The sequence below is a fragment of the Streptomyces roseoverticillatus genome (assembly GCF_000719265.1).
GTDB lineage: Bacteria > Actinomycetota > Actinomycetes > Streptomycetales > Streptomycetaceae > Streptomyces > Streptomyces roseoverticillatus.
In genome coordinates, this window is sequence record NZ_JOFL01000034.1 from 16,724 (window position 1) to 40,280 (window position 23,557).

Consider the following 23,557-nt stretch of genomic DNA (forward strand, 5'->3'; position numbering starts at 1 on the left):
GTGCGGTCGGTGGCATATGCCTGCCCCCTGTCCTAACAAACGATGAGGTGAGTTTGGCATCGGCCTTCCCGCCGAAAACCGCCTCTGAGAGACGCGCCGACCAAACCGCAGCACGCCGCTCACCGAGCGGCGCACGCGCCTTGTGCGCCACCTCCTACCAGGGCTGACGGCCCAACAACGGACCGGTCGCAGATGGGGCTCACCGGCTGCCGCCTTCAAGCTGGGCGGGGATGCGGCCGGCCCGCAGTTCACCCAGGTCGGGGATGTGGTTGTAAAGCGTGCCCGGGGAGACGCCGAGCATCTTGGCGATCGCGGTGATGGAGTGCTCGGGGTTGGGCAGCAGATCCTGGGCCACCCTTCAGATCACGGTCGTCGGTGAGCGAGGGGGGCGTTGTAGCGGCGGGTGGCCCGGCACCAGTCGTAGTGGCCGCGGACCCATGCCCGCAGTACGCGTGCGTAGTCGATCAGTCCCGCCCTGCCGGTGGCCAGTACCCTCTGCTCCGCGTCCAGGTAGGAGCGCATGGTGGTGTCGTGGATGTGCGCGGCCTCAGCCATCGCCGTGCGCGGATCCTTGCCCTGAGCGGCGATGAGGCCGGGCAGGTGCGTGATGCCGGGGTTGACTCTCGTCTCGTGGTCGGCGGAGTGGATGTCGTTGCACCAACCCATCTGGTAAGCGGCCAGGCAGCCCATGAGCACCGCGTCCGGGTGGGCCAGGTCCTCTGCGGTGGCTGAGCAGCCAGCCACGATCTGCGCCAGGGTCACATAAGGGAGGGAGGCAATGTTGTACATCCGGTTCGCGCAAAACCCGGCCAGGCGCATCGGACGGCCGGACACCAGGGTCAGCGCCTCATACAGGTAGCTGTACGACCACAGCACCATGTGGGTGCACAGCCGGTCGAACTGCTCGGGCCGGGCAACAACCGCAGTGCGTTCCAACAGGCTGTGCATCACCGGAAGACGGTGTTCTGTGTCGGTGTGTGCGTACACCGGTGCCCCGCCGGTGCCGCCCGGTGGGGTAAATGTGGAGACGATCGCGATGACGGCCTCGGCGACGGTGGCAGGCCCGTTCGCCGCAGCGGACTCATCCATGAACTGGTCGTCGTAGAAGAAACCGAAGGCGAGCCATTCGGTGTAGAGCTTCATGAGGTCCAGGGCGATCCCGGGGTGGGGGCACGTGCGGGCGGCGAAGGTTCCGAACTTCGATGCCTGGTATTGGGCGAGCTTCGCCGAGTTGGCATACAGGTGGTTGTCCGCCATCCACGCGGCAGCATGCTCGTTGAGCGCGTCAGCCCAGTCACTGACGGCCGACGGGATGGGGCAGTACAGCTCGGGAACGGGGGCGGTCATAACAGCCTCGATCGGAAGAGAAGCAGTTGCTGTCGACCAGGGCGGGCGAGCCAACGGGGAGGCGACATGTTGCGGACCAGCTCCACCGCGACCGCGGCGTGAATGGCCTCATCGAGCGTGCCGGGAGCTGCCTGAGCCCCGAGTACCGCCGGCATCGGGCGTATGTCTTAACTATCCCCGGGCACACCGTCACTACAACCCCGGGCGCAGGCGGCGCACGGAACGGACCGGGGCACCGCGCGTGACCGCGGCACGTTCCGCGCCCCGGCGTGCGCTACGAGCCCGAACCGCCGACCAGCCGGCCGGGCCCGGCTGCGCACCCGCCACCGCGGTCACGGCCGCGGTGGCGGCCGGCGAGCGCATCCGACCCGGAGCCCTTCGACGCCTGCTGCCCACCGGCCCAGCGCATCCCGCTGCGCCGCCTACAGCCCGGCTCCAGGATCATCCACAGCCACGGTCCGCAGCGGCCGATGCCCCCGGTCGTCGAGCTGGGCCAGTTCGTGCTCGTAGTCGACGGTGATGGAGCCGTAGTAGTTGACCACCGAGCCGCGGGCCGGGGAGATGTGGGAGAGCACCTCGGCTTCCACCTCGCGGCCGGCGGTGCGCAGTTCGCCGACGGCCAGCCCCATGTCCACCCCAGATACTTCGCCACCTGCCGCAGATGGTCCGTACGCGTCTGCTCCCGCGCCACCCCGTAGCCGCGCAGCACCTCGACCGGCAGGCCGAGCTGCCGGGCCAACCGCCCCACCGCGGCCGGCGGAGCAGAGGGCACCTCGTCCGGCACGAACCCCAGCCACGGCAGCGTGCACAACTGCACCGCGGTGCCGAGAACCGTCTGGGGACGCAGGAACTTCCGCCTGACTCAGCAGATAGGCCCTGCCTCCAAGCCCTCACCATCACGGACCAGGTCGGCCACGCCGACCCCGAATCCCTCTCCGTTCTCGGTGACCTCCTGGACACGATGCACGGCCGCACCCAGGTCAAGAACGGCAGGACGGTCCGTCGCTGACTACCCCAGCCATCCGCACGGCCATGGCTGCTGCTCCTCAGCTGTACTCGTAGCGAGCGGCCCGTTCATCCATCTCCCGGTCGTACTCTTCGAGCCGGTCGAGGAAGGGGGCGAACGCTGCCTGGGCCTGGGCCGCGGTGATCTGACCTGTCTCGACGGCGGCGAGGAGTTCCAGCACGGCGGGGAGCTCCACGGCGGCGCCGAAGCCCGGCTTGGCGGTGCGGTGCTCGGAGTAGACGGCGCCTACGGATCCGCGAACGCCGGGCAGGACGATGGGGCCGGCGGTGATGTCGCGGGTGACGTCGTACGGCATCGGGTGTTCCTCCAGGTAGGTCAGGCGGGGTTGGGTCACAGCGCCAGTGGCGTCACACCCAGAAGGGGCCGCCGCGCTGGGAAAGAACGGTCGGAGTGAGCGTGCTCTCGAGGACGGCCTGCCGCCACAGGGTGCGGTTCCTGTAGCGGGCCTGGTCGATGTCCTGGGGGTTGTGCTGCCACTCGGCCAGGTGCTGAGCGACGGCGGCGAGGACAGCGGCGTCACCGGCCGCGGCCTCCTGCAGCCTAGCCGTGTCCAGAGCGGCCACAGCGGCACGGGCCGGGTGGTAGCTCAGCCCCATCACGGGCTCCGGCGCGTCGATCCCCTGCCGGAGCGCAGTGATCGCCTCCTGGAGCTGCTCGTCGTCTTCCGCTGCGGGAACCGTCAGCAGCGCTTCAAGGAGCACCGTGGCCTCGGTGGTGTTCAGCAGTGTGGTGGTGCTGCCGCTGAAGGTGTGGTGGAAGACCCGAAGAAGCACGTCGGTGAGGCGGGGCTTGTCCCGCCGGTCGAACAGGCAGTGGGCGCACAGCCAGGCCATCGGAACGTACGGCTGGCGCGGGTGGGGCATACGGCCGATGAGTTCGCCGGCCATCACCGGCGCGGCGCACAGGTTGCAGGAGAAGTCCGCGACGGCGTTCTTCGTGCGCATCGGCGCGGTCAGGCCGCCGGGCTCGGGCGGCTCCGGGTGGGTGTAAGCGCGGTACGAGTCGGGATCCTCGATCCAGGCCCGGGCCTGGATGATGGCGTCGCGCAGTTGCTCGTCCGTTGCCTCGGCGCGACTGGGCGCGCCCATCCAGTCGTTCAGCTGTTTCTGGACGAAGGGGATCGGTTCGCGCAGCGCTCCCGCCAGCGGCCCCACGTAGGTGGAGAGGAGCTTGCGCAGCTCGGCCCCGTGCAGCTTGTCGAGATCCCCGGAGGAGGGAGCGGGGAGCCCGGTGGGCATGGACGACGGGTCTTCCAGCCACCGCTCGACGTTGGTGAGCGCGACCCCGAGCTGGGCCAGCGAGACCCCTGACCGCGTCTTCGCCCCAATTGAGTCGTTGACGATGCCGTTGACCCTGCGTCCGTGGATGCCCGTCGCGGCGGCGAGCTGCTCGACCCTCCAGTTGAGCCGCTGCCTCGCCTGGTTCTCGGTGAGCAGGACGACCGGCCCGCACGTCCGGCACGGAACACCGGCCGCGGGGGCCGGCCGTGTGCCGCACTGCCAGCACACGAACCCCGGGCACGCCGAGCACAGCGTCTCCAGGCCCTCGCTCTCCGCGGGGACGGGCGGGCACAGCTCCTGGCGCAGCTGCTCGGCGAGCGACCGGCACTCGCCCATGCAGTTCTCGGCGGCGGCCGCGGCGCCGGGCTGATGGACCAGGGCCTCGCGCACGGTAGGCCACCGCACGGTCGCGTGGGGGTCGGTGAAGTCGTCGGCATGCCACTGCTCAAGGGGTAGCCGGATCATCGGCCGCAAAAACAACGGATATGGCTGACCTGGGCAATGCGGTTACTCGGCAGGTTGCGCTGGCCCAGGTAGTCCAGCAGCATCCCGGCGAACGGGGACCCGGACGACCTGTGCGAGCGGCCGGTTCTCTATCGTGGCCGCATGTCTGGGGAGCGGGAACTGGAGAAGTACATCGGCTTGAGTCTGGCGCGGTGGCGCGGGCGGCTGTTCGAGGCCGGTCATTCGGAGCGGTCTGGTGCGATCTGGTTGACCGCGCTCGACGGGGATGACGAGCTCGGGGAGCTCGCGAGCGGGGTCCGGTGGGGCAAGCCCGCGCGGCTCGTGTCGCTGGACGAGCTCTCCGAGAAGTACGACGTGGCAGCGAATTGCACGCTGGACGGCGTGCACCTCTCCGTGACGAAAATCGACGGCGACACGGTTCACGTCTGGTACTCCAATCGTGGCGAGAACGCCTTCACCCGGGCGCACGGCCTCGTCCCCCAAAGCTGGGACTACTGCGTCGGCGAGGTCGACCGCGCACAGCTCGACAGCCTGGAGGTGGAACGCCGGGAACTCCTCGAGCCGGAGCGTGCCCATGCCGGGCTCGTCGCGGTTTTCGGCGAGGATCTCGTGGACCTCAACCGGTCGTGGTGCCGCCGCCCTGCGGATGCGAGACCGTGGCTGGGCTCCAAGCAGGTGCCGTCGCCCTACGACTTCAGCGGCGCGACAGTGAAGATGGTGGGGGAGCCGAGGATTCAGGTTCCAGTCGAGGAGCTCGAGAGCTGGACCATCTGTGTCGCCTACGCGTTCTACGACGGTCACGAGGTCTGCGTGGACTCGACAGCCCCCGGCTACACGGCCACGATTTGCACTGCCGACGCCGCGTGGGCCGAAGCGGAAGGCATGGGGCCGACGCTCCGCGGGTGGCATCCGGTCTACTGGCCGCAGCTGCAGTACTGGAAGAAGAAGGTGCAGCTCACCGAGCTCACCGACTTCCGCGCCGAGCGCCTCGACGTGCTCGCCCGGATCGCCGCCCGCGGCACCCGCCATGCTGCGAATGGCGGCGCCTACTCCGCCACGCATGACGACGAGGAAGCCGGAGGAACCTGGCGTCACTATGCCCCTGGCGATCACTCACGATGACCGCAATCCGTGATACGCCTACCTGGCTATTGACCAAACGAGCTCGGAGCTTCGACCACCAGCAGTCAGTCAGTCAGTCAGTCAGTTCAGAGATACATCCGCGAACACTCGCGTCGTCACCAGGCCCCCCACCGTCGATCACCCGCGGACGTCCAGTCATATGGACGGTTTACCGCACTACACGGTGAACGATCTGGCTGCCGCACACGACACGGGATCACGGCTGGTCAGAGGCGGTCGCAGCCATATCCGTTGTTTTTGCGGCCGATGATCCGGCTACCCCAGGTCGCGGGATCGGGCAGATGATACGCGCGGGCGATCACGGTGAACGCCGGCGTTGTACCGAGGGCCCGCACCCCCGTTCGGGGTAAGGGCCCTCGGCATGCCGCCGTCAGCGAGCGATCAGCGCGGCGGTCACAAAGCGATCGGCCTCCTCCGGGGTCCACTCGAGGCTGCTGGACTGCGTCAGGGAGTGGCGGAGACAACTCGCGACGTCCTCGAGAGACGGGCCGCCCTCGTCGGTGCTGACGTTCGTGAGGGCCCGCTGCACGAGGTACAGCGATGTCTGCGGAGACGTCTCGTGCACCCACTTAACCGCCGTGACGATGTCGCCGTACAGGTCGGCGCCATCGAGCTGGCCCGGGAACCGCTGGTGGTAGTGGCGGAGGTTGGATTCGAGGGCGAGCCGGATCGTTCCGTACACGGCGCCGGGGATATCGCACACGTCCTGGTGCTCCTTCTCGTTCGGGTGCACACAGCAGACCAGGACAGACAGGGTTGGCGGTATCCCGCATGCGGCCACCAGTGGGAGGTCGGCTGCGGCGGTCTGCCGGTGTCGAGGCCGGCTGTCAGTGGCGGGTGCGACTCTGTACCCCAAGGAACCCGCAGCTCAGCCCCGGAATCAGCGGCTGGCGCCGAACATGAGGAGAACCACCACCATGCTGATCAACTACAAGACACCTCGCGACGCTAAGGCGTCAAGCGGTGGAGGCGAGAAGCGTGGGGAAGGCGAGCTGTTCATCGAACAGCTCGCCTTTCTGTAGGCAGTGGTGGAGCTGGCCGATCATGCGGTTGAAGAGGTTGCGCTGCGCGGAGGCGTGCCAGTCTCCGTGCTCGTCACGCCGTCGCCGGTAGTGGGCGCCTGCTCCGGGCGAGTGGCGCATGGCGGAGAACGCCCACAGGTAGCCGGCGTGGTTGAGCCGGTCGTTTTTCACCCACCGCCGGGTCACGCTCGACTTCTTCCCGGACGCCCGGGTGATGGGCGAGGAGCCCGCATACGCTTTCAGGTCTCGGGCGTCGGCGAAGCGGTTGCGGTCGTCTCCGATCTCGGCGAGCACCCGGGCGCCGAGCTGGACGCCGAGGCCGGGGAAGCTAGTGATCACTTCGGCGTCCGGGTGCTGAGGGAAAGCCTCCTCCACCGCCTCGGCAAGGTCGTCGGCGGTGGTGCAGGCGGCGGTGAGTTGGATGAGGAGGGCGAGCATCTGCTTGCCGAGCGCGTCCTCGACCAGAGGCGGCTGGTGGGCCCAGTCGGCGCGGAAGACCTCGCGGAGCCGCTCGGCCTCGGCCTCAATCCCGCGCTGGCGGCCGGCCCGCTTGAGCGCGGCGGCGATCTGGGTGCGTGTCAGCCGGGCCGCCCGGGCGGGCGTCGGGGCGGACTTGAGGAGTTCGCGGGCTTCGGGGCGGCACAGGCCGTTCCGCCAGGGTTCGAAAGCGGCCAGGGCGGCCGGGTAGTACTCGCGAGGAAGCGAACGGAGCTGGTTGGCGGCCTGCTGCCGGTTCCAGACCACATCCTGCTGGGCCCGGGCCAGGACAGCGATCGCGCGGGCCAGGTCGCTGTCGCCCGGCAGGGGCCGGTGGGCGTGCATGTCCGTGCGGAGGATGTTCGCCAGCACCAGGGCGTCACCGGGGTCAGGCTTCTTCCGGCTGACGCTGTGGCGGTCGCGGTAGCGGGCGGCGGCCATCGGGTTGATCGCGAAGACCTGCCGCTTGCCGGTCCGCAGGACGGCGACGAGAAGGCCGCGGGACGTCTCGATCGCGACCGGGATCGGGGTCTCTTCGGTGTCGCCATACTCGATGAGCAGGTCCAGCAGGATGCGGTAGCCGGTCGCGTCGTCGGTGATGTGACGCTTGGCCAGCAGCTGGCCCGAGTCGTCGACCAAGGCAACGTCGTGGGTACGTTCGGCCCAGTCAATGCCGCAGTAGATCAAGATGCTCCTCCCCTTGAGCATGGGCTGTTTGCGCTGGTCACGAGCGCATGCGGGCCACGCAGCGACCTAATTCCAGGCCTCGGCACCAAGGCCGGGCCGCCACCTCGCTAGCCGTTCGTGACACCAGCGCGCCACGCGGGCCTCGGTCTATACGGGAGCTCAGGCGGCTCAGGCGAATCGAGAGGTCACCGTGCGGCGGGCTCGCACCACGAAGATCAACGAGCGGGACCTGCAGCAGGTGGTGGCGGCCACGAGGACGCCGAACGCCGCCGATCTACGGCGAGGCATCGAGGGCCAGGGCAGGAAAAGGCGTCCGCCCGGCGCCCACGCGACCGCCACCACCACGAGCACGAGGGCCGTCCGCACGGTCTAACCGGAGGCTTCACCAGCCCAGCTCCATGAAGGCGTCACGGTCCCCAGCACTTGAACAACCCCCACGAGGCACCTGGGCCTCACGGGGATCGTTCAGAAGGAATTAGGTCCACTGGACCCCCGCCGACAGCACCGCACGCCGCACCTCGGCCGTCTCCTACGACCTTTCCACCGCACAGGAACGACAGGCAGAACTGGAGCGCGGCGGAGCCCTCGACGTGGAGATCGAGAAGATCACGCTGAGATGACCGCCCCGGATGAGGCGCCCCTCCCCGACGCCGAGCAGTACCCCCTGACCGTTCGCTTCCGCCCCGACGGCACAGCCGTGACCGGCACGTGGACCAGCAGCGCGACCGCGCTGGAGAAATACGGCCGCTGGATCGGCACACACGGAAGCACCCCCGGCGTCACGATCACCCTTGAGGCCGAGACGGCCGGCGTACGGACAACCGCCAAACGGTGGGCAGTCGAGCCTGGGCAGCGCTGAGCACGAGAACCGGGCCGCCCGGTCCCGGCGCGGTCCAGCATGCATTACGCGATCCGCGGCCGAGGGCGACGGCAACCGCTAGTTGGCAGCGTCGCCCGAGGGAGCGAAGCCGGTAGGCCGAACCGGTGGCCATGGCCGGACTGTGCCTGCGGACGGGGCCATCGTGGGCTGCCAGGCGACGGTGACGACGGGCTCGGCAGGGAGCGCTCATGGTGTACGAGGTGATCACGGCGAGGTTCCGTACCGAGCTGGATGCCCGCTGGTCGGTGTTTTTCGATCACCTCGACGTGCCCTACGTCTACGAGCCGGCGATCTTCCAGGCCCCCGACGGCACCGTGTGCACGCCGGCCTTCTGGCTCCCGCGCGAGCGCCTGTGGTTCGTCTGCGAAGCGGACACTCCCCCGCCGTGGTGGGGCCGGTTCGCCGCGGCCGTCAGCAACCAGGGCTGCGTCTGGGATCCGTGGAGGGACTGCGGCGACGAGCAGTTCACCGATCCGGCGCCGTTCGATGTCGAGGAACGGTGGCAGGGCCATGCCCTGCTGTGCCTGGGCGGGATCCCCGACGGATACGCCCGGTCCCAGAACCTCACCGACGGCCCTTGGCACCAGCACGACCTGGGCATGCACTCCGAGGGCGACTTTCCCTACCGGTGGACCCTGTGCCCGGAGTGCGGGACGTTCGGCGCCACCTTCTGGGGGTACGCGGAGCGGCTGCGGTGTGGGTGCATTGACGACCGCGTGCGCCACAAGGTCGCGAATGCCGCCGACGGACGGCTGCTCGCTGCCTACCTCGCTGCCGCGCACGAGCACCTCGACAACGACCCGCAGCCGTCCGGGCTGTCAGTCATCCGCGAAGCCCTGGTGTGCCAGGAGGGCGCCAACCTCGCCGCGGAGCGCTGTACGCAGCAATGCCGGTCAGTCGGCGAACAGCTGCGCGCCGAGCTCCCCGATGACGCGTACGTGGACGAGGCGGCCGAGGCCGCGGACGCCCTGTGCGGGGAATGCCCGGGCTTCGTGTGCATCCAGTGCGGCCGACGGCCGTCCGCTACGGCCGGTGCGGCGTGCCGGACGTGCGAGCCTCTCCCGCTGCTGACCTACGTCCGGGCCCGGCAGGTGCTCGACGACAAGGCCGCCGAGGCCGGGCACGCCGCCCGGCGGTCGGCACGCGAGATCAACACCCTCCTCAACCGCGCCACGCGGGTACGGCACCGGGGTGAGGCGTCCGTGGAGCAGCTGGCGCAGGCCCTGACGCTGGTGGACCGGTGGATCGCCGATCCGTCGCAGCTCCCGCAGACGGGGACCGCCCACCGTCCTGTGCTGTCCGAGGAGGAGCTCGAGGCGCTGCACGGCAAAGAACTGAACCACGTGCTCAGCCAGTGGGTTGGGCCGCTCGCCGCGGCCACCGGCGAACGGATCCCGCTGCTGCAGCTCTGGCTCAACGACGTGATGGGCGTGGAGACGCGCAGCGAGGCGGGCGACGAGCAGCTGCGTGAAGGGATCTTGCACGCTCAGGCGTGGGTGCAGGCCCCGGCGTCCTACCGCGAGCATCTGCGTACCGCCCAGGAGGAGGTGGAGCCGGGAGGCATGCCCGAGCCGATGCGTATCCGGCCGGCCCGGGCAGAGTCGACCTGCAACCTGTGCACCAGCCCGGTGGGAGAAGGCGATATGGTCGGCCGGCTCCACGCGCCGGCCGGGCGCCGGTTCGCCCGGATGGGCTGGCTGTGCACGCACTGCCTGTACGACCGCCGGGCCAAGCCCCGCCGCCTGGACGTGCTCCTGCGCATCTTCCACCAGACCTTCTCCGGTGACGGAGTACGGCTGAACGCGGCCGAGGCGGAAGCACTGCTGCGCTGGCTGCTCGAGGCCCTGCCCCCAGCCGAGGCCGATCAGGAATCAGCACAGGAAGCGATCACGGCGCCCGGGCACGGCATCGACAACCAGGAGACCTCGCTCCTGCTGCGCTACGAGCCCGTCCAGGCCGTCGTCCGCACACTGCACCAGGCGGCCGCCGTCCCGCAAGCCGCGGACCCACAGATCACCGTGCTCAACGCCGTAGCCCAGCACCTGGCGCAATGGCGCGACAACCCCCAGCGCCTGGACCCCGCCCACTACCCCAGCCGCAAAGCGTGGCGGCGCGCGATCCTCGAGCAGACCGCCCAGCCCACCGTGCTGTCCCAACGCGGCGGCCCCTTCCCCGTGTAGCCCGCTGCCGACGCGCGGTATCCCCGGAGCTGCTTTCGCCGCCGGAGCACCCGCGTCCCGTGCCCGCCGGGGCTGCGCAGCCCCGGCGGGCACGGCAGCGCCAAGGGGCCAGCCGGCACCCCAGGGTGGTCAGGCAGCGACCTCCATCCCGCCTACATCAGGCTTGAGAAAACTGCGGAGGCTGCTGAGCCGTTGCTGGCCGTTGACGACGCTGACAGATGCGAGCTCCGCGCGGGCCTCATCGGCCACGGGGCGGTCCTGTTCTGTCGTGATCACCCACAAGATGAAGAGTTCCTCCCCTGCTGTGGCGGGGATGATGACGGGTGGAATGCGGCCGACTCCGTACACCTTGACCCAGGCAGCGAACCACGGGATCAGGGCGCGGCCGGTGATCTCGCAGGCTTCCAGGAAGGCGATGTAGGAGAGCACGTACTTGGGGACCGTGCGGGCTCTGATGATGGCGTGTGCGGTGCTGTGGGGCAGCCGTCCGGGGCCGGCGTGCCGTTCCATTTCGCGGACTGAGGGACTACCAGCACGGCGGTAGGCGTCGCGCAGGGCACCGCTGAGGTCGCCGAGGTCGCGGACGAACTGGGGCTTGGGCACCACGGTAGTGCGGCGGGCGTCGCGTGCGGCGGTCACCGCCGCGTCCTGGGCTCGCTCGTACAGGAAGCGGGCTTCGTCGATGTCGCCGTGACCGCACAGGTGCACGTACTGGCATACCATCTCCCAGTCCGGCGGGCGGACGCCGCCCGACGCGGCGCGCTTGAGGGTGGCCTGCGAGCACAGGGCGCCTGCGGCGAGCTCGGCGTAGGTCCGGCCGGACGCGGCGCGCTGGGCGCGGAGGTAGGCGGCGAGCGCGCCGACCTCCGGCACCGTGTGATCGATCGGCTTTTCAGGTCGGGGCATGGCGCCTCAGCTCCCCGAGCCGTTGGTCAGGGCGGCGTTCAGCAGCCGCCGCAGCAGCCCTCGTCCCCCGCCTGCGCTCCTCCCTCCCTTCACGCTGGCGGCCAACAGGACGGTGACGCCGACGACGCCGGCGGCGCCCAGGAAGATGGCCACGTCACGCACCGGCATGCGGGCGGCGAGGCTGAGGGTGACGGCCGCGGCGAGGTAGGCCACGAGCACGAGGGCCTGCGGCATGCCGAAGCGGCCAGCCGAATGCGCGGGTGAGGTGGGTGTCTGGTCGGTGTGCTGCATCGGGAACCCCCCGAGGGACGGGCCGGGCGGCGGCCTGGGTGGGCCGCCGCCGGCTACCTGGTGCTGACTCACCGAGCCGGGGGACCGCGAGGTGCTTGGCGGCACCTCGTACGCGGTCGTGGCTCGAACGGCGGAACCGCGAGGTGCTTGGCGGCGCCTCGTACGCGGTTCCGTAATCACAAAGCGTCGCAGGCCCCATGCGTCTCGCGTAGCCGTTCACGGATTGGCTCAAGTACCGTCCAAGCGGGCGCCTGTTTGACGGCCTGCGGGCCAAAGTGGGGCTGACCTGCACGAACGGATGCGGCCGGAGAATTAGCTCACCCTGTGTCCCGGTTTTCTTGCTTCACGATGCCGTTCGTTGCCGGGATAGTCCTTATCAACTTGGTGCAGGGAGTTGGTACCTGACCTACACCAAGGCCCCCGCGAGTGCTGACTCAAACCGATTCACGAGGGGATCGCAAGAACCGTTGATCAGGCTTGGCGACTGGTCAACACCATGAGGTCCTGCGGACCGCCCCTGGCACGGGCACCACTGCAGGCCTCGTCGGCCGGACGTCCCCCCGCAACTCCGAAAGCCGCAAGGCCAGGGAGTTCCGGGGTTCCGTCCTGCTGAAGGGATTACCGGCAGGCCCACCGCCTTCCGGACAACATGGTGAGGCACAGCCGTTATCGGCCGAGCCCCACCATCGCTTGCGCTGGGGCAAGCAACCGGACATCGGCCGCCCGCCCGAACATGACCTGCCGCCATCCCGGACAGGCCCACGGTGGAGTGATGCATTGGGGGGTGAGCGAGCAGTGGGAGGCTGCCCAGATGGCTACCGCGCGTGACTACGACCGCCTGCTTGCCCGGCTCATGCCATTCGCCGGTGACCTGGCCGCCGTGGCGAAGGTCGTGACGGGCGAGCAGCTGAACGCCGAGTAGATCGGCCAGCTGATCACCCGCCTCGAAGCACGGTACGCCGAAATCGAGATGGGCATCCGCATGTGCGAGGCCATCTCCGACGTGCTCCGTGAAGAGAACGGGTGATCACATCCCGCTGACCGGAGCTACGTCCAGCACCGCTCGTCACCCGACAGTCAGCTCCAGGCACCCTGCCGCCCGCAACACGTTCTCCTGGCGCTCGTCAGCGATCACCGCGTGCACTGCATCAACAACTCCGGCCAGCAGGTCCTCGAACATCTTCGCCGAGAGGAACTCGTACAGAGTGCTGGGCAGGTGGCCGGCCAGCGCAATGTGGGCAGGCGGGATGCCTTGATGGCGGCGCTTCCTCCTCACCCGCCCACTCAAGCTGCGCGACCCGGTAGGCGGCCAGCAGGCGTTTGTCGCTGCCGCCTGCGACCTTGTGGTGCTCACGGTCATCGAGGCAGCCGCAGGGCAGCCGCTCGGCGTATCCGCAGAACTCGGCGCCGAAGGACCCGCACTGCGGACACATCGTCCACTGGTACGGCTCGTCGCCGTAGACGCTCATCCCGTTCGCCTCGTGGAACCGCCACGGCCCGTTCCACGGGTCGGGGCGGCCCCACGTGTCGACGCCTGCCGTGTCGTCGGGGAAGAACGGGCCCTCGGTCAGCAGCGCTTTACCGTGCCACTCCTCCGGAACCTGCACCGGAAGGCAGCTTTCGGCCTCCTGGTCCCGGTCGCCGAGCCACTCGTCGCAGCCCGAGGCCGCCATCGCGAACCGGCCCCACCACACCGGGGCCTCCACCTCCGCCATGAACCAGATCCGCTGCTCCGGCAGCCAGAACGCCGGCGTGCGCGGCGAGCCCTCGCTGTCGTAGAAGGTCACCGGCTCGTACGCCCACGGCACGCGCAGGTGGTCGAAGAACACCGACCAGCGGGCATGGAGCTCCGTACGGAACTCCGCCCTGATCACCTCGTACGCCACGTGCCGCTCCCTGCCGATGCCTCTGGGCTGTTGCCAGGCCTCACCCTCCACCCGGCAGGGCGAGCACCGATGCACGCCGTCACCGGTTCGGCCCATCTGTGTCCCTCTGCCGAGGTACGGCACTCGGCTGTCGGTGCCGCGCCGTAGCGTGCGCCCATGACGTTCACGTTCATACCGCCGGTTCCGGCGGAACAGATCCGGCAGCTGCCCACCCGGGACGTTGCGCTCCTCTTTCATTGCGGGCGGCATCGAGGTGACCAAGACCACACTCCCGAGTGGCCTCGCGCCTCGGCTCCCAAGCTCATAGCAGGCGGTTGAAGTACTACGGAGCCTTGTTTGGACAATGGGTGTCCACCCATGTGGCCGTCAGGTCGCGGCAGGTCACGGTGAGCGTGCCCGGACGGAATGCGATCTCGTGGGTGCAGCCGCGTTCGTGCGGCAGGATCTCGTCCAAGATCACGGTTTCGAGGTTTGTCCACTCGGGACCGGCGGGAGCGTCGACCTCGAAGGAGGAGACGCCCGTGTAACAAATGATCAGGTCCTCTTCGTGCTTCCAGCAGTTGTGCCGGAACCTGAGTTCGATCTCGTTGTTCTCGCCGCTGCTCGGGTCGCCGAACCGAACGAGTTCGAGACTCAGGTCTTTCACGCATCGTTTGCCGTAGAAGTCGTAGTGGTCCGTGTCGGTCGTGAACGAACGGGCTCCGGCCGGCAGGGCCTCAACGAACGAGGGAAGCCGTTCCAGGTAGTCGGTCGGGCTGATGACCCCTGTCAGCTCGCCAAACGTCGCGTTGAGGTTGACGTACTGCATCTATCGTTCCTTCATCCCCCACTCACCTCGGTGGGCTGCGGTTATCGTCACATGGCATGTCACCGTGCCGCCGTTCGATTTCGTCGTGAGGCGGCTGAGATGACCACATGCCACGTCAGCTGCAGGATTCGATCGTGGTGCCGCGGGCTGCGGGGAGGCATCCAGCAACCCGACGTCCGGCACGTCGTGACCGCCCTGGGCTCCGGCGGCACGATGGCCGACCTGGTCGCCGCCCTGGGAGCCGAACGCGTCCTGGGCGTCGACGTCGGTGCACTCCCCGAATCCGCCTCCGTCACCGCCACCTTCGCCTCGGAACTCACCGGCAGCCAGGTGACAGCCGAGTCACGGTCCTGCTGCACACTGGCGGCCTGCCAGGACTGTTTGGCCACGCCGAAGCAGCACACCGCATCGGCCAAACCCCGCACACCTACCGGTGACATCGCCCCCGCCCCAGGTCAACGAGATAGCGACCTGGTCCTCTCCCGCTGACGCCGCCGCCCTGCCGCCCCCCCGGTCGGAAGCGCACGCCGTACGAAGGGGGCGCGGGTGGCGACCTGTGCAGCGGCGCGGCCGTAGCCCCCGCAAGTAACCGTGCTGAGGCTGCGATGCTCTGTGCGCGGCCAACGTCCGTATGGGAAAGGCGGGCCTATTCAACGCGAGCTCGCTACACCTCGTCAGGAGGCCCCTGAAAATAGTGGGACTCCTGATCCGGTGGGCGCCTCACGTGGAGCCATCTTGAACTCGCAATTTTCTCCGGAGAGCGATCGGTCAGGACAATCCTGTTGACTTTATACCCCTTGGACTCCAGGAAACGCTGCACAGTCTTCTCAGGGTCGACCTCGATCTGCTGACGTACTTCGTCGTCGAGTTCGAGGTTCAGCTTGATAGTTTCGAAGTCCCCTTCGCCGGTCCTTTCGACACTGCCTTTCAATCGTCCATCGGACATGAAAAACCTCCGATTGGCTAGTGACACCTTTTTCGAGTTTCATCCACGGCCATCAAAAGGGCAACTTGAGACGGTGCCAAGCCGAACTGTGTAGCGGGCCGGATGCGCCCTGATGCCTCGCGAGTTGGCGCTGCCCGGGGCACCGGCATCCGCACGACCAAGTGCGGGATGGCCTTGATCGAAGCGCCGTGGCTGAACCGGCTGGTGGCCTGCCGGGCCGACTGGGAGGCCACGCTCTCCGAGCTGGCCTCCATCACCGGCGACGACTACCTGTTTCGCCCGCACAGGAAGGTCGCAGCAGCAAAGAATCTGGTCAGCTCCTGGCCGGCCCGGCACCGGCCACCCGCCGGGCTACCGCAGTTGTCCACCAGGCGTCTGCGCTCGACGTGGATCGTGAAGCTGCTTGCCCTGGGCATTGCCCCGGCTCTGGTGGCCGAGTCGGCCGGCATGGCCTCCACCGCCGGTCTGGCTCCGTACTACCAATGGGTTCCGCCCTTGGACCGTGAGGCAGCTGCCCATCCGCTGCATGGGCGCCGCTCTTGATGCATCCGCCGGGCGATCCGGATGGCGCGACCCGGCTGCTGCGGCCCAGACTCCGCCGAAGTGGTCCTGCCCAGATTTCCTAGGTGACTCCGGACAACAGAGCGGAGGATCGATTCCCCTTCCCCGTATGGGTGATCAGGGGATTTTCAGCCCACCTGGCTGGGCAGCTCACTGCCGGCCACCAGGCCGCAGTCCTTATCTGGCGCTATCTTGAGTCCTTGCAGGTCAGTACCAGACGGAGGTTGCAGTCACGTTAGGCACGTGTCGCGAAGCCGCTGATCCCGCCGGACCAGGTGCGCGCCGCAGGGCGGCTCATCAGCGGGACGTCGCGCTTGCCGGTAGGCAGCGCGTGCTCCTGGTCGTCGTGGATGAGGAAGGAGCCGGCCAGGCCGCGCCAGACCTGCGGTCCGTCGAGTCCCGGCACGTCCAGCCCGGCCGTGCCCTCCACACCACCTCTTGTGCCGGGCGGCTGTGGATCCGGTCGGGGGTGCCGGTCAGCCGGGGCTGACGGTGCCGCGTGCGTACATCAACGTCCCGGTTCCGTAGGCGAGATGAGCCGTACCGTCCTTGCCAAACTCCAGGGACGGCCAGCCGTCGCCGGTGGCAACCGGCTGACTGGTCCACCCCGCGGGTCCGCGCCTGGCGAGCACGACCTGACCGTCGTCGAGGTAGGCGATGAACAGGGTCTGGTGCGGGTCGCCCGCGGCAGAAGGGAACCGGGGGCCGTTGGCGTCGTTGCCCTCGGCGACCACCTCGATCCTCGGCTCCGTCCCCACCGAGCTGGACCAGGCGCGCACGGTGCGTGTCCGGACGTCGGCGTACGCGACGAGCACCTTGGAGAAGAGGCCTCGGGCCATGGACACGCTCTCGGCGGCGCGCATGTCCGGGTCGATCACACCGTTGACGAAGGTCGGCGGGTGGGCGTCCTCGGCGTCGCTGACCTCTTCCTGCGCCAGCTTCAGCGGTTGCGGGATCACGGGCGACCCGTCGTCGAAGCCTTGGAAGTAGGCGAGCCTGAGCCCGGCGCTGTTGTCGAAGGCCAGCGACAGGCCTGTCCTCGCATCGCTCGGTGCGTCGACGTCGCTGATCTGCCAGGATCCGCCGATCTTCCGCGCGACCGCCGCAGAGTCGCCGTGGAACGCGTCGCGGTACCCGACGGTCGGGGTGTCGGCGAAGGGCGGATCGTTCAGGTTCGGCTCGATCTGCATGGAGACGTCGGCGGCGGAGCGCACGAAGAGCCCGGCCTGGGTGGGGATCGCCTCGAGGGACCAGCCGTCGTCGCGCCTGGTGCCGAAAATTGCATTGCCGCTGTCGCCGTCCCGGTAGGCGACGTGCGGGACGCCGCCCGAGTCGAAGCTCAGACTGATCCGCACGTCGTCCCCCGCGGGGAAGCCGCCCGTGTCCTCGTGCGTCCAGTGACCGTTGTGCCGACGGGCCACCCTCACGGCGGCGCCGGCCGCAGTACCGATCACATAGGCGACGGCGGGCGCCCCGGCGCCGTCCACAGCGAGGAAGGACTGCCCCACAACAGCGGAGTCATCGACAGCCTCCAAGGTGAACTGAAGGGCATGAGTGGTCATGACGAAGGCCTCCTTTCCACGCGGGAGAGGTTCGGGCGCGACGCCTCGAAGGGTGCGGCCTGCCATGTCTCCCTTCAGGTTACGACGCTCACCGGCGGCCCGCTGACCAGATCACCACCCGGTACGGGTGTGAGCCCGTTCCGGGCCGGAGTCGCTGAGCCCTTCGCTCGATCGTGGCAGCTGAATGCCCCATGCCGCACGTGCCATACACCCATCGGGTATCCCTAAGGCACGTGGCTTCCAGCCCCACTTGCCATACGTGCCTGATGGTTCCGAAGCCCCCTAGATAAAACCCCTACTCACCGGGAGCCACAGGTGCGCACCACTGTCAGGTGCTGTCGCAGCAGGACGACGGCCCGTTCGGGCTGTCCGGCCTCGCGGTGGCAGATCGCGCTCTGCGCCATCAGCCGGTCGGTGGTGTAACCGGCGCACAGCGGGCCGGTGCAGGTCGAAAACGGGCAGGCCTCCCGTCCTTGTGGAAGACCTGCCCGTCATGTAACCGCTCGCTGTCAGGCGTCCGCTGGCCAGAACTGCAGGAGCCACCGCTCTACGCCGTGGACGGGGCCCGTCAGCCGGGTCTGCCGCTCAGCTTCTGCCCGTCCAGCAGCAGCTGCGCGGACGGCCCAGTGGCCGGGCCGTCCCAGAGAGATGCCGTTGCCCTGCTGCGGGCCGGTGTCCCACACGGCCAGCTCCCCCGTGGGCGTTTCGATCACAGATTCCTCTACTTCGTCCCAATCCTGATGCAGGTCGCTGACGGGACAGGAATCCCAGATCTCCACAGAAACGGACACCGTATGGGTGTGGCCAGCGCTGCCGAGGTCGAGCCGCCCGGGGAAAGATTGAAGGAAGACACCCGACTTACTGGCGTCGGGATAAGGGATGGGAACGTCGTCGTGATAGAACTCCTGGATTCCGAAGGAACCGTATTCCACACGGACATCCATATCTTTCTTACTGAGCAGAATCGGCACTCTTCCCTCCACTGACGTGCTGGTTCAAGGCGTCCCGGATCGGACAGATATTCTCACTGGAATACCGTGGATGCGGTAAATGACACAGGCGTCCTGTGTCTCATTTGGATACGCCCACCTTCCAGCGGGCTCCGTGCTGCGATGCATAGTCCCATTGCTGAGCCAGGGCGCAGGCCGCCCGGCCATCGGCGTCGAGGACTGTCAGCTCTCCCAGTAGTCGCCCTCGGGAAGCTCCACCCAGGCATCGGGTTGCCCGGTGATGGCTCGCGCGTCGGTCGGGCGCAGCCCCACCCAGGCGCAGGCGTGGGCTATGGGGTGGTCGCGGTAGAGGTAGGCGAGCAGGACGTCTTCGGAGGTGACCGTGTCGAAGGGATCCGGGCCACCGCCGGGGTGGAGGTCCCCTCCTTCGATGACGCCGTCGCGGGTGAGGGTGCCCTGGTTGCCGCTTTTGGCGTTGGCGTAGAGGCCGTAGCAGACCGTTGCGGTGGAGAGCCGTTCTTGCACAGCGGTGACCGTGGGTATGTAGCCCCAGGGCTGGGTGACGATGCAGCCACCAGGCACGGTGGTCACGCCGACGATCCGCAGATCGCCATCGAAGGCGTGGCCTGCCGCAACATCTTCCAGCAAGGCTTGCAGCCTGCTGCCGTGCACAGGGGTTGCGTCCAGGCGGCGTATCGTTTCCTGGGCATCAATGCCGGCCACGCACGCCAGGCCCAGGCCCTCGTGGTGAGAGTCTGCCAGGGCAGTGCGGAGCCGTTCGGCCTCGAGGACTGCCGCGCGCTCGGCAGCGCTGAGCCTGTGCTGCCCTTCCGGTATGGCGAACAGGCCCGGCATGGGGCCGGCCAGGCTGAGCCGCCCCGGGGACCAGCCGCCGAGCACCGGTTGCCACGGATCAGCGCCGGCCGCGAGGAGCTCCGCCACGAACTCCGGCTGGTCGTCCATCAGCACTTGCCACAGGCCAGGTGTGCCGTCCGCCGGCTCGTCATCGAAATACCAGGCAAACCCCTCCTCGTCGTCGGGCTGAGGCACCATCTGGTGCACGAGCCTGCTCCCGCCTGTTGTCTGCGGGGTGGCACCGTTGCTCAGGCGCTCCCGCGCCTCCTTGTGGATGTGCCGGTCCGTGCTGTCACGGCCGTCTTCCTGCGGTGCCACGCTGTTCCCCTCCCACGCGATAGAGCGGCAGATACCACCGCCGCACCGGACACCCTTCCATCACGCACTGACACACGTGAGGAGCAGGGACTTCCTCCGCTGACTCCGGGACCTCGTCGTGCGGATCTGCCGCGCCGGGGAGAACGAACGGCTGCAGTCTCTTGGGCCCGTCGTCTCGCCAACGGCCTCTACACCAGTGTCTTGGAGGAGCTGGTGATGGTCATCGCGGTCGTTGTCCTCGCCCACACGGCCGGGCTGCCACTGTGGCCGGTGGACGTGATCAGCATCGGCGTCCGCGTGACAGCCCACCTCTATCTGGGGGTCCCTGCCATCGGCATGACGATCCTCGGCGCCGCCAGCGTGTGGCTTTACCAGCGTTACCAGCGCTTGCTCCCGCTCTTCTTCGTCCACCTTCTGTTCGACACCGTCGCTGTGATCCGCGGTGCCCTGTGCTAGGGCGTGTCCGGTGGGTCCAGGGCAGCGTATCCGGCGGGCGACGGACGGCACGGTCGGGTGCACCCTCGGCCGGCCGGCCGTTGCCAGTGACGTGCTTCAGTCGGTCTTCGTCGACTCGTCGAAGAACCTGACGATCCGGGGCAGGGCTTGCCGCACCGATCCGTTGTGGTCGTAGTTGCCGACGTCGGTCAGTCGGCGCGCGGCGCCGTTCCTTGTCAATTGGTCGGCGCAGTACGTCGCGTGGCTGAAAGCGACGTCCTTGTCGCCCCGGCCGTGGAAGATCTCCACCGGTACGTTCGGCCGCCAATCGCAGGTGTTATCCAGCGGGCGCAGCTTGTCATTCAGAGCGCCGTCGGGCTTGCGGACCTTGTTCAGGAAATCCTCGGTGAACAAGTCCTTTGAGACGGCCGTGAGTTCGCCGGCAATCTGTGCGGGGGTGTGATAGCCGTCAAAGAGGCTCTCCACCTTGCGGTCGTAGGGGGAGCGGAAGACGTCGGCCGGCGACGCGTAGAGGCCGTACATCTTGTTCCAAGCAGTGGCGAAGTAGGCGAGGTAGAGGCCGGATTTGGCGATCTTGTCGTCGGCTGCGGCTGCCTCGAAGGCCGAGAGGTTGAAGGGACCGCTGACCGGGGCGAGGGCCCCCAGCCGGAAGTAGCGGTCGGCACCCTCCTGCTGAAGCGCCCGGCCTACCAGCATGGTCGCGGGGCCGCCCTGCGAGAACCCGCTGACCTGAACCTTCCGCTTCAGGTCCCGGCCGTTCCGGTGGGCGACGGTCCGGGCCGCGCGCAGGCCGTCCACCGAGGCCGCGACCGTGGCCCGAGGGTCACCGTAGGGGTGGAAGCCTTCTCCCGAGCCGAGGCCCACGTAGTCGGGCGCCGAAACGGCGCGCCCGGTCGCGGCGAACAGCAGTGCGGCGAGCCGGTCGTTGGACTTCGGATTCTCCGAGGCAACGTCCTTGCGGTAGACGGTAGTGCCGTGCAGCCAGGAGACGGTGGACAGGTGGCGCGCCCCGTTCTTGGGCAGGACGACGAGCTGGCTCGCGGTCGTGGGGGCGCCCGCGCTGTCAGTGGTGCGGTAACTGACCCGATAGGCGGTCACGCCGTAGCGGACCTGGGACGAGTCGATCTTTCCCCGGAGTTCCCCGGCCACTTCCTCCGCTGTCAGGTCGGCCGCTTGCTCGACGGAGACGACTGCCCCGCCTTGTACCCGCTCGCCGTGGGAACCGGCCGCCACCGAGACCGGAGCGGCCAGGGTGGACACACTGCCGAGTACTGTCGCACCAGCCAGAATGCGCATTTTTGTTCGCCGTGAAGTCATGGACGGATCATGCCCATTGGCCAGACCGCTGGGGCATGGAGCGACCACCCGGGCCGCAAGGGGGAAAACCCCCTCGGGGCCCGTAGGGGCTGCCGGATGCCCCATCCCTACGGGACCAGGTCGGATGCCGAACCGTGCTGGAAGGGTGGACCGTTCCGCTCGGCAGCAGGTGGGTCGGGCCGAGGGCCATCAGGGCCTCGTCCGGGACGCCGATGGTCGGTGCTGTGTCACGCGACCCGTCGGACGCGCCCTAGTCGTGTGGTGGCCGTGGCCCAACGCCATCGTGACCGCGAGGACGTGGCAGATGATCGCCCGCGGGCATCGCGTTCGTTGGACGTAGGATTCGCAGCGTGTCCTCCACGTACGTAGAGCGTGCATCCCAGCTGCCCGGTGCCGTTGTGTGGGCACGAGGATCTGCCGGGCATTCAGGTGATGGCGCGGCGGCGTCCGTGCTGCCGGACGGCTGCATGGACTTGCTGTGGACCGAGGGTCGGCTCGTTGTTCGCGCGGCGAACTGTTCCTCGCGGCCCGCCTGAACGGAGAGGGCCCGGACGTGCCCGCGGACGCAACCGCCCTGCTCATGACCCTGGCCGATCGCGTGGCGGGCGACTGCCTGCGGGCCACCGAGGTCGTCCGCTCGGCGGGTGCGGACGTGCCGGAGCTCTCCGGACCGTATCCGGCGGCGGAGTCGGCGCCGTTGCGCTGTGCGGTCGCGCAGGCGCAGACGCGGGGGCCGGACGCGGATCTTGCCGCGGTCCTGCTGAACGCCGACACCGAGGCGTGGCTCACCGGGGTCGCGCACGACGCGGCCCGGGTCGTCCGCACGGCCGCTCGCTGAGCGCGTGCCGCCCTCCTCCGGCGACGTACGGCGAACGATCTTGCCACCCCGTACGTCCAGGTCGACGGGCGTGCCGTCGACGCCGATCCGCTCTTCCTCGCCCTGATGGGCGGCTACGGGCACATGACCGTCATGCAGATCCGAAACGGCCGGGTGCGCGGGCTGGACTTCCACCTCACCCGGCTGGACACGGCCACCAAGGAGCTCTTCGGCGAGGGGCTGGACGGCGAGCTGGTGCGGGAGAGGATCCGCAGCGCCCTGGACGCGGCGGGAGTGCGTGATGCGTCGGCGCGGGTCTACGTGTACGCGCCGGAGCCGGGCGACGGGACGGTGACCGCGGTGATCCTGCGGCCCGCCGTGCCGCAGCCCGGCCCGCAGCGGCTGCGCAGCGTCCCGTACGCCCGGCCCACCGCCCATCTCAAGCACGTGGGGGTGTTCGGACAGGCCTACTACCTGCGCCAGGTGAAGGCGGCGGGCTTCGATGAGGCGCTGCTGGTGGAGCCCGACGGCACGGTGGCCGAGGGTGCCGTCACCAACGTGGGCTTCCTCGAAGGCGACACAGTCATCTGGCCCTCGGCCCCCGCTCTGGACGGCATCACCATGCTGGTGCTCCAGCGGGAGCTGGACCGGGCGGGCCTGCCGTGGCGGCGGCAGGCGATGCAGCTGGACGAGGTGGCGCGCTTCGACGTGGCCTTCGTCTGCAACTCCGTGGGCGTCTCACCCGTACCGCTGATCGACGATGTGCGGTTCCCCTTGGGCGCGGAGCCCGTGCGCACGCTGAAGCGGCTGTACGGGGCCGCGCCGTGGGACGCGATCTGACCACGGCGGGCCGGGGCCGGGCCGGCCTCCACGTGACCCTCACGCGCATCGGCGCGGTCGACCAGGTCGAACCCGGCGACCTCGAGCGCCTCGTCGAAACGGTCCGCGAGCGCGCCCTGCCGGTGTTCCGGCTCGATGCCCATCCGCTCGCCGGCTCCCGCGGAACCGTCCGGTTCCCTCTCGCACCGTGGACACCGCTCGTTCAGCCGCATGCGGCACTGAGCACATCAGCCAGGCAGACCGGTCTGCCTGGCGGGCGACCGACCAGCGGCTTTCGACCACACCTCGGAATCTTGTACGGCAACGCGGAGCGCGACGCCCAGCCGGTCATAGAGGCCGTTTCAGCTCTGCGGGCCCTGCCTCCGGTGCCGCTGTACGTGGACACCGTGGACCTGGTGGAGCTGCGCCGCGAGCGCGCAACGTACCGGTGGAAGTCCCTCCACACGGTCCGACTCGCTCCCTCCCGGCCCTGATCCCCGGCCCGACGAGAGCGCAGACGGTGCGAGCTGCTCGACAGCCTACTCCGCGAGCTCGTG

At 68.8% G+C, this 23,557-nt stretch carries 27 protein-coding genes and 1 pseudogene; 10 read left to right on the plus strand and 18 right to left on the minus strand.

Annotated elements, in window-relative coordinates:
* Window positions 1-199: 199 nt before the first annotated feature.
* The 6 genes and pseudogenes from IF61_RS34770 to IF61_RS35570 all read right to left on the minus strand — a co-directional run bounded on the left by IF61_RS34770 (window position 200) and on the right by IF61_RS35570 (window position 4,044).
* Window positions 200-355 (minus strand): helix-turn-helix domain-containing protein, encoded by a 156-nt coding sequence (locus IF61_RS34770; protein WP_211264953.1) that lies wholly within the window; start codon window positions 353-355, stop codon window positions 200-202.
* A gap of 8 nt (window positions 356-363) precedes the next feature.
* A complete protein-coding gene (locus IF61_RS0129325) occupies window positions 364-1,347 on the minus strand; it encodes a terpene synthase family protein (protein WP_030369572.1) in 984 nt (327 codons plus the stop codon).
* A gap of 422 nt (window positions 1,348-1,769) precedes the next feature.
* Window positions 1,770-1,982 (minus strand): hypothetical protein, encoded by a 213-nt coding sequence (locus tag IF61_RS37280; protein WP_030369573.1) that lies wholly within the window; start codon window positions 1,980-1,982, stop codon window positions 1,770-1,772.
* A gap of 53 nt (window positions 1,983-2,035) precedes the next feature.
* Window positions 2,036-2,164, minus strand: a pseudogene (locus IF61_RS37810) (hypothetical protein); the annotation flags it as partial.
* A gap of 229 nt (window positions 2,165-2,393) precedes the next feature.
* Window positions 2,394-2,708 (minus strand): hypothetical protein, encoded by a 315-nt coding sequence (locus IF61_RS0129335; protein WP_157848713.1) that lies wholly within the window; start codon window positions 2,706-2,708, stop codon window positions 2,394-2,396.
* Window positions 2,709-2,721: 13 nt separating this feature from the next.
* Window positions 2,722-4,044 carry a hypothetical protein gene (locus IF61_RS35570; RefSeq protein ID WP_157848714.1) on the minus strand — a complete coding sequence of 441 codons (1,323 nt, stop codon included), beginning with the start codon at window positions 4,042-4,044 and terminating at the stop codon, window positions 2,722-2,724.
* 216 nt (window positions 4,045-4,260) lie between these two features.
* Between IF61_RS35570 and IF61_RS0129345 the strand changes: the two genes are divergently transcribed.
* Entirely contained in the window at window positions 4,261-5,241 is a 981-nt protein-coding gene (locus IF61_RS0129345; RefSeq protein ID WP_030369576.1) for a hypothetical protein, read from the plus strand.
* Window positions 5,242-5,632: 391 nt separating this feature from the next.
* On the opposite strand, the gene IF61_RS0129350 is transcribed toward IF61_RS0129345, so the two are convergent.
* Window positions 5,633-5,965: a hypothetical protein gene (locus IF61_RS0129350; protein ID WP_078660599.1), complete on the minus strand. Its 333-nt coding sequence runs from the start codon at window positions 5,963-5,965 to the stop codon at window positions 5,633-5,635.
* A gap of 253 nt (window positions 5,966-6,218) precedes the next feature.
* Window positions 6,219-7,469, minus strand: a complete 1,251-nt coding sequence (locus tag IF61_RS0129355; protein ID WP_030369578.1) for an IS110 family RNA-guided transposase — start codon at window positions 7,467-7,469, stop codon at window positions 6,219-6,221.
* 169 nt (window positions 7,470-7,638) lie between these two features.
* Here IF61_RS0129355 and IF61_RS0129360 point away from each other — a divergent pair, with 169 nt between their 5' ends.
* The 3 genes from IF61_RS0129360 to IF61_RS0129375 all read left to right on the plus strand — a co-directional run bounded on the left by IF61_RS0129360 (window position 7,639) and on the right by IF61_RS0129375 (window position 10,508).
* Window positions 7,639-7,821: a hypothetical protein gene (locus tag IF61_RS0129360; RefSeq protein WP_030369579.1), complete on the plus strand. Its 183-nt coding sequence runs from the start codon at window positions 7,639-7,641 to the stop codon at window positions 7,819-7,821.
* Between the two features lie 243 nt (window positions 7,822-8,064).
* Window positions 8,065-8,307, plus strand: a complete 243-nt coding sequence (locus tag IF61_RS32870) for a hypothetical protein (protein WP_043191326.1) — start codon at window positions 8,065-8,067, stop codon at window positions 8,305-8,307.
* A gap of 209 nt (window positions 8,308-8,516) precedes the next feature.
* Window positions 8,517-10,508: a hypothetical protein gene (locus IF61_RS0129375; protein ID WP_030369580.1), complete on the plus strand. Its 1,992-nt coding sequence runs from the start codon at window positions 8,517-8,519 to the stop codon at window positions 10,506-10,508.
* Between the two features lie 129 nt (window positions 10,509-10,637).
* Here IF61_RS0129375 and IF61_RS0129380 read toward each other — a convergent pair whose 3' ends face one another.
* The 4 genes from IF61_RS0129380 to IF61_RS0129400 all read right to left on the minus strand — a co-directional run bounded on the left by IF61_RS0129380 (window position 10,638) and on the right by IF61_RS0129400 (window position 14,399).
* Window positions 10,638-11,414 (minus strand): helix-turn-helix domain-containing protein, encoded by a 777-nt coding sequence (locus IF61_RS0129380; protein WP_078660596.1) that lies wholly within the window; start codon window positions 11,412-11,414, stop codon window positions 10,638-10,640.
* A gap of 6 nt (window positions 11,415-11,420) precedes the next feature.
* Entirely contained in the window at window positions 11,421-11,705 is a 285-nt protein-coding gene (locus tag IF61_RS0129385; RefSeq protein ID WP_030369582.1) for a hypothetical protein, read from the minus strand.
* A gap of 1,148 nt (window positions 11,706-12,853) precedes the next feature.
* On the minus strand, window positions 12,854-13,591 hold the full coding sequence (locus IF61_RS0129395; RefSeq protein ID WP_030369583.1) for a hypothetical protein: 738 nt from the start codon (window positions 13,589-13,591) through the stop codon (window positions 12,854-12,856).
* 322 nt (window positions 13,592-13,913) lie between these two features.
* Complete coding sequence (locus IF61_RS0129400) at window positions 13,914-14,399, minus strand: hypothetical protein (RefSeq protein ID WP_030369584.1); 486 nt, start codon at window positions 14,397-14,399, stop codon at window positions 13,914-13,916.
* Window positions 14,400-14,498: 99 nt separating this feature from the next.
* On the opposite strand from IF61_RS0129400, the gene IF61_RS0129405 reads away from it, so the two are divergent.
* On the plus strand, window positions 14,499-14,888 hold the full coding sequence (locus tag IF61_RS0129405; protein WP_157848715.1) for a hypothetical protein: 390 nt from the start codon (window positions 14,499-14,501) through the stop codon (window positions 14,886-14,888).
* Window positions 14,889-15,063: 175 nt separating this feature from the next.
* Here IF61_RS0129405 and IF61_RS36090 read toward each other — a convergent pair whose 3' ends face one another.
* Window positions 15,064-15,345: a hypothetical protein gene (locus tag IF61_RS36090; protein ID WP_157848716.1), complete on the minus strand. Its 282-nt coding sequence runs from the start codon at window positions 15,343-15,345 to the stop codon at window positions 15,064-15,066.
* Between the two features lie 168 nt (window positions 15,346-15,513).
* Here IF61_RS36090 and IF61_RS32875 point away from each other — a divergent pair, with 168 nt between their 5' ends.
* Window positions 15,514-15,888 (plus strand): hypothetical protein, encoded by a 375-nt coding sequence (locus IF61_RS32875; RefSeq protein WP_052393192.1) that lies wholly within the window; start codon window positions 15,514-15,516, stop codon window positions 15,886-15,888.
* A gap of 253 nt (window positions 15,889-16,141) precedes the next feature.
* Here the strand turns inward: IF61_RS32875 and IF61_RS0129415 are convergent, their stop codons facing one another.
* The 4 genes from IF61_RS0129415 to IF61_RS0129430 all read right to left on the minus strand — a co-directional run bounded on the left by IF61_RS0129415 (window position 16,142) and on the right by IF61_RS0129430 (window position 19,591).
* On the minus strand, window positions 16,142-16,336 hold the full coding sequence (locus IF61_RS0129415; RefSeq protein ID WP_030369586.1) for a hypothetical protein: 195 nt from the start codon (window positions 16,334-16,336) through the stop codon (window positions 16,142-16,144).
* A gap of 46 nt (window positions 16,337-16,382) precedes the next feature.
* Window positions 16,383-17,468 carry a hypothetical protein gene (locus IF61_RS0129420; protein WP_157848717.1) on the minus strand — a complete coding sequence of 362 codons (1,086 nt, stop codon included), beginning with the start codon at window positions 17,466-17,468 and terminating at the stop codon, window positions 16,383-16,385.
* 509 nt (window positions 17,469-17,977) lie between these two features.
* Window positions 17,978-18,439 (minus strand): hypothetical protein, encoded by a 462-nt coding sequence (locus IF61_RS32880; protein ID WP_157848718.1) that lies wholly within the window; start codon window positions 18,437-18,439, stop codon window positions 17,978-17,980.
* A gap of 201 nt (window positions 18,440-18,640) precedes the next feature.
* The gene (locus IF61_RS0129430; protein WP_052393195.1) at window positions 18,641-19,591 is read right to left on the minus strand and encodes a hypothetical protein; all 951 of its coding nucleotides are present in this window, start codon (window positions 19,589-19,591) and stop codon (window positions 18,641-18,643) included.
* 201 nt (window positions 19,592-19,792) lie between these two features.
* Here IF61_RS0129430 and IF61_RS0129435 point away from each other — a divergent pair, with 201 nt between their 5' ends.
* Entirely contained in the window at window positions 19,793-20,047 is a 255-nt protein-coding gene (locus IF61_RS0129435; protein WP_157848719.1) for a CPBP family glutamic-type intramembrane protease, read from the plus strand.
* Window positions 20,048-20,143: 96 nt separating this feature from the next.
* Here the strand turns inward: IF61_RS0129435 and IF61_RS0129440 are convergent, their stop codons facing one another.
* On the minus strand, window positions 20,144-21,364 hold the full coding sequence (locus IF61_RS0129440) for a lipase family protein (RefSeq protein ID WP_030369591.1): 1,221 nt from the start codon (window positions 21,362-21,364) through the stop codon (window positions 20,144-20,146).
* A 553-nt stretch (window positions 21,365-21,917) separates the two neighbouring features.
* Between IF61_RS0129440 and IF61_RS0129445 the strand changes: the two genes are divergently transcribed.
* The 3 genes from IF61_RS0129445 (at window position 21,918) to IF61_RS0129455 (ending at window position 23,494) form a co-directional block, all read left to right on the plus strand.
* Window positions 21,918-22,202 carry a hypothetical protein gene (locus IF61_RS0129445; RefSeq protein ID WP_030369592.1) on the plus strand — a complete coding sequence of 95 codons (285 nt, stop codon included), beginning with the start codon at window positions 21,918-21,920 and terminating at the stop codon, window positions 22,200-22,202.
* Window positions 22,203-22,304: 102 nt separating this feature from the next.
* A complete protein-coding gene (locus IF61_RS0129450; protein ID WP_245684660.1) occupies window positions 22,305-23,021 on the plus strand; it encodes an aminotransferase class IV in 717 nt (238 codons plus the stop codon).
* The gene (locus IF61_RS0129455; protein WP_052393199.1) at window positions 23,006-23,494 is read left to right on the plus strand and encodes a 2'-5' RNA ligase family protein; all 489 of its coding nucleotides are present in this window, start codon (window positions 23,006-23,008) and stop codon (window positions 23,492-23,494) included. The genes IF61_RS0129450 and IF61_RS0129455 overlap by 16 nt, the downstream gene beginning before the upstream one ends.
* The last annotated feature ends 63 nt before the right edge of the window (window positions 23,495-23,557 follow it).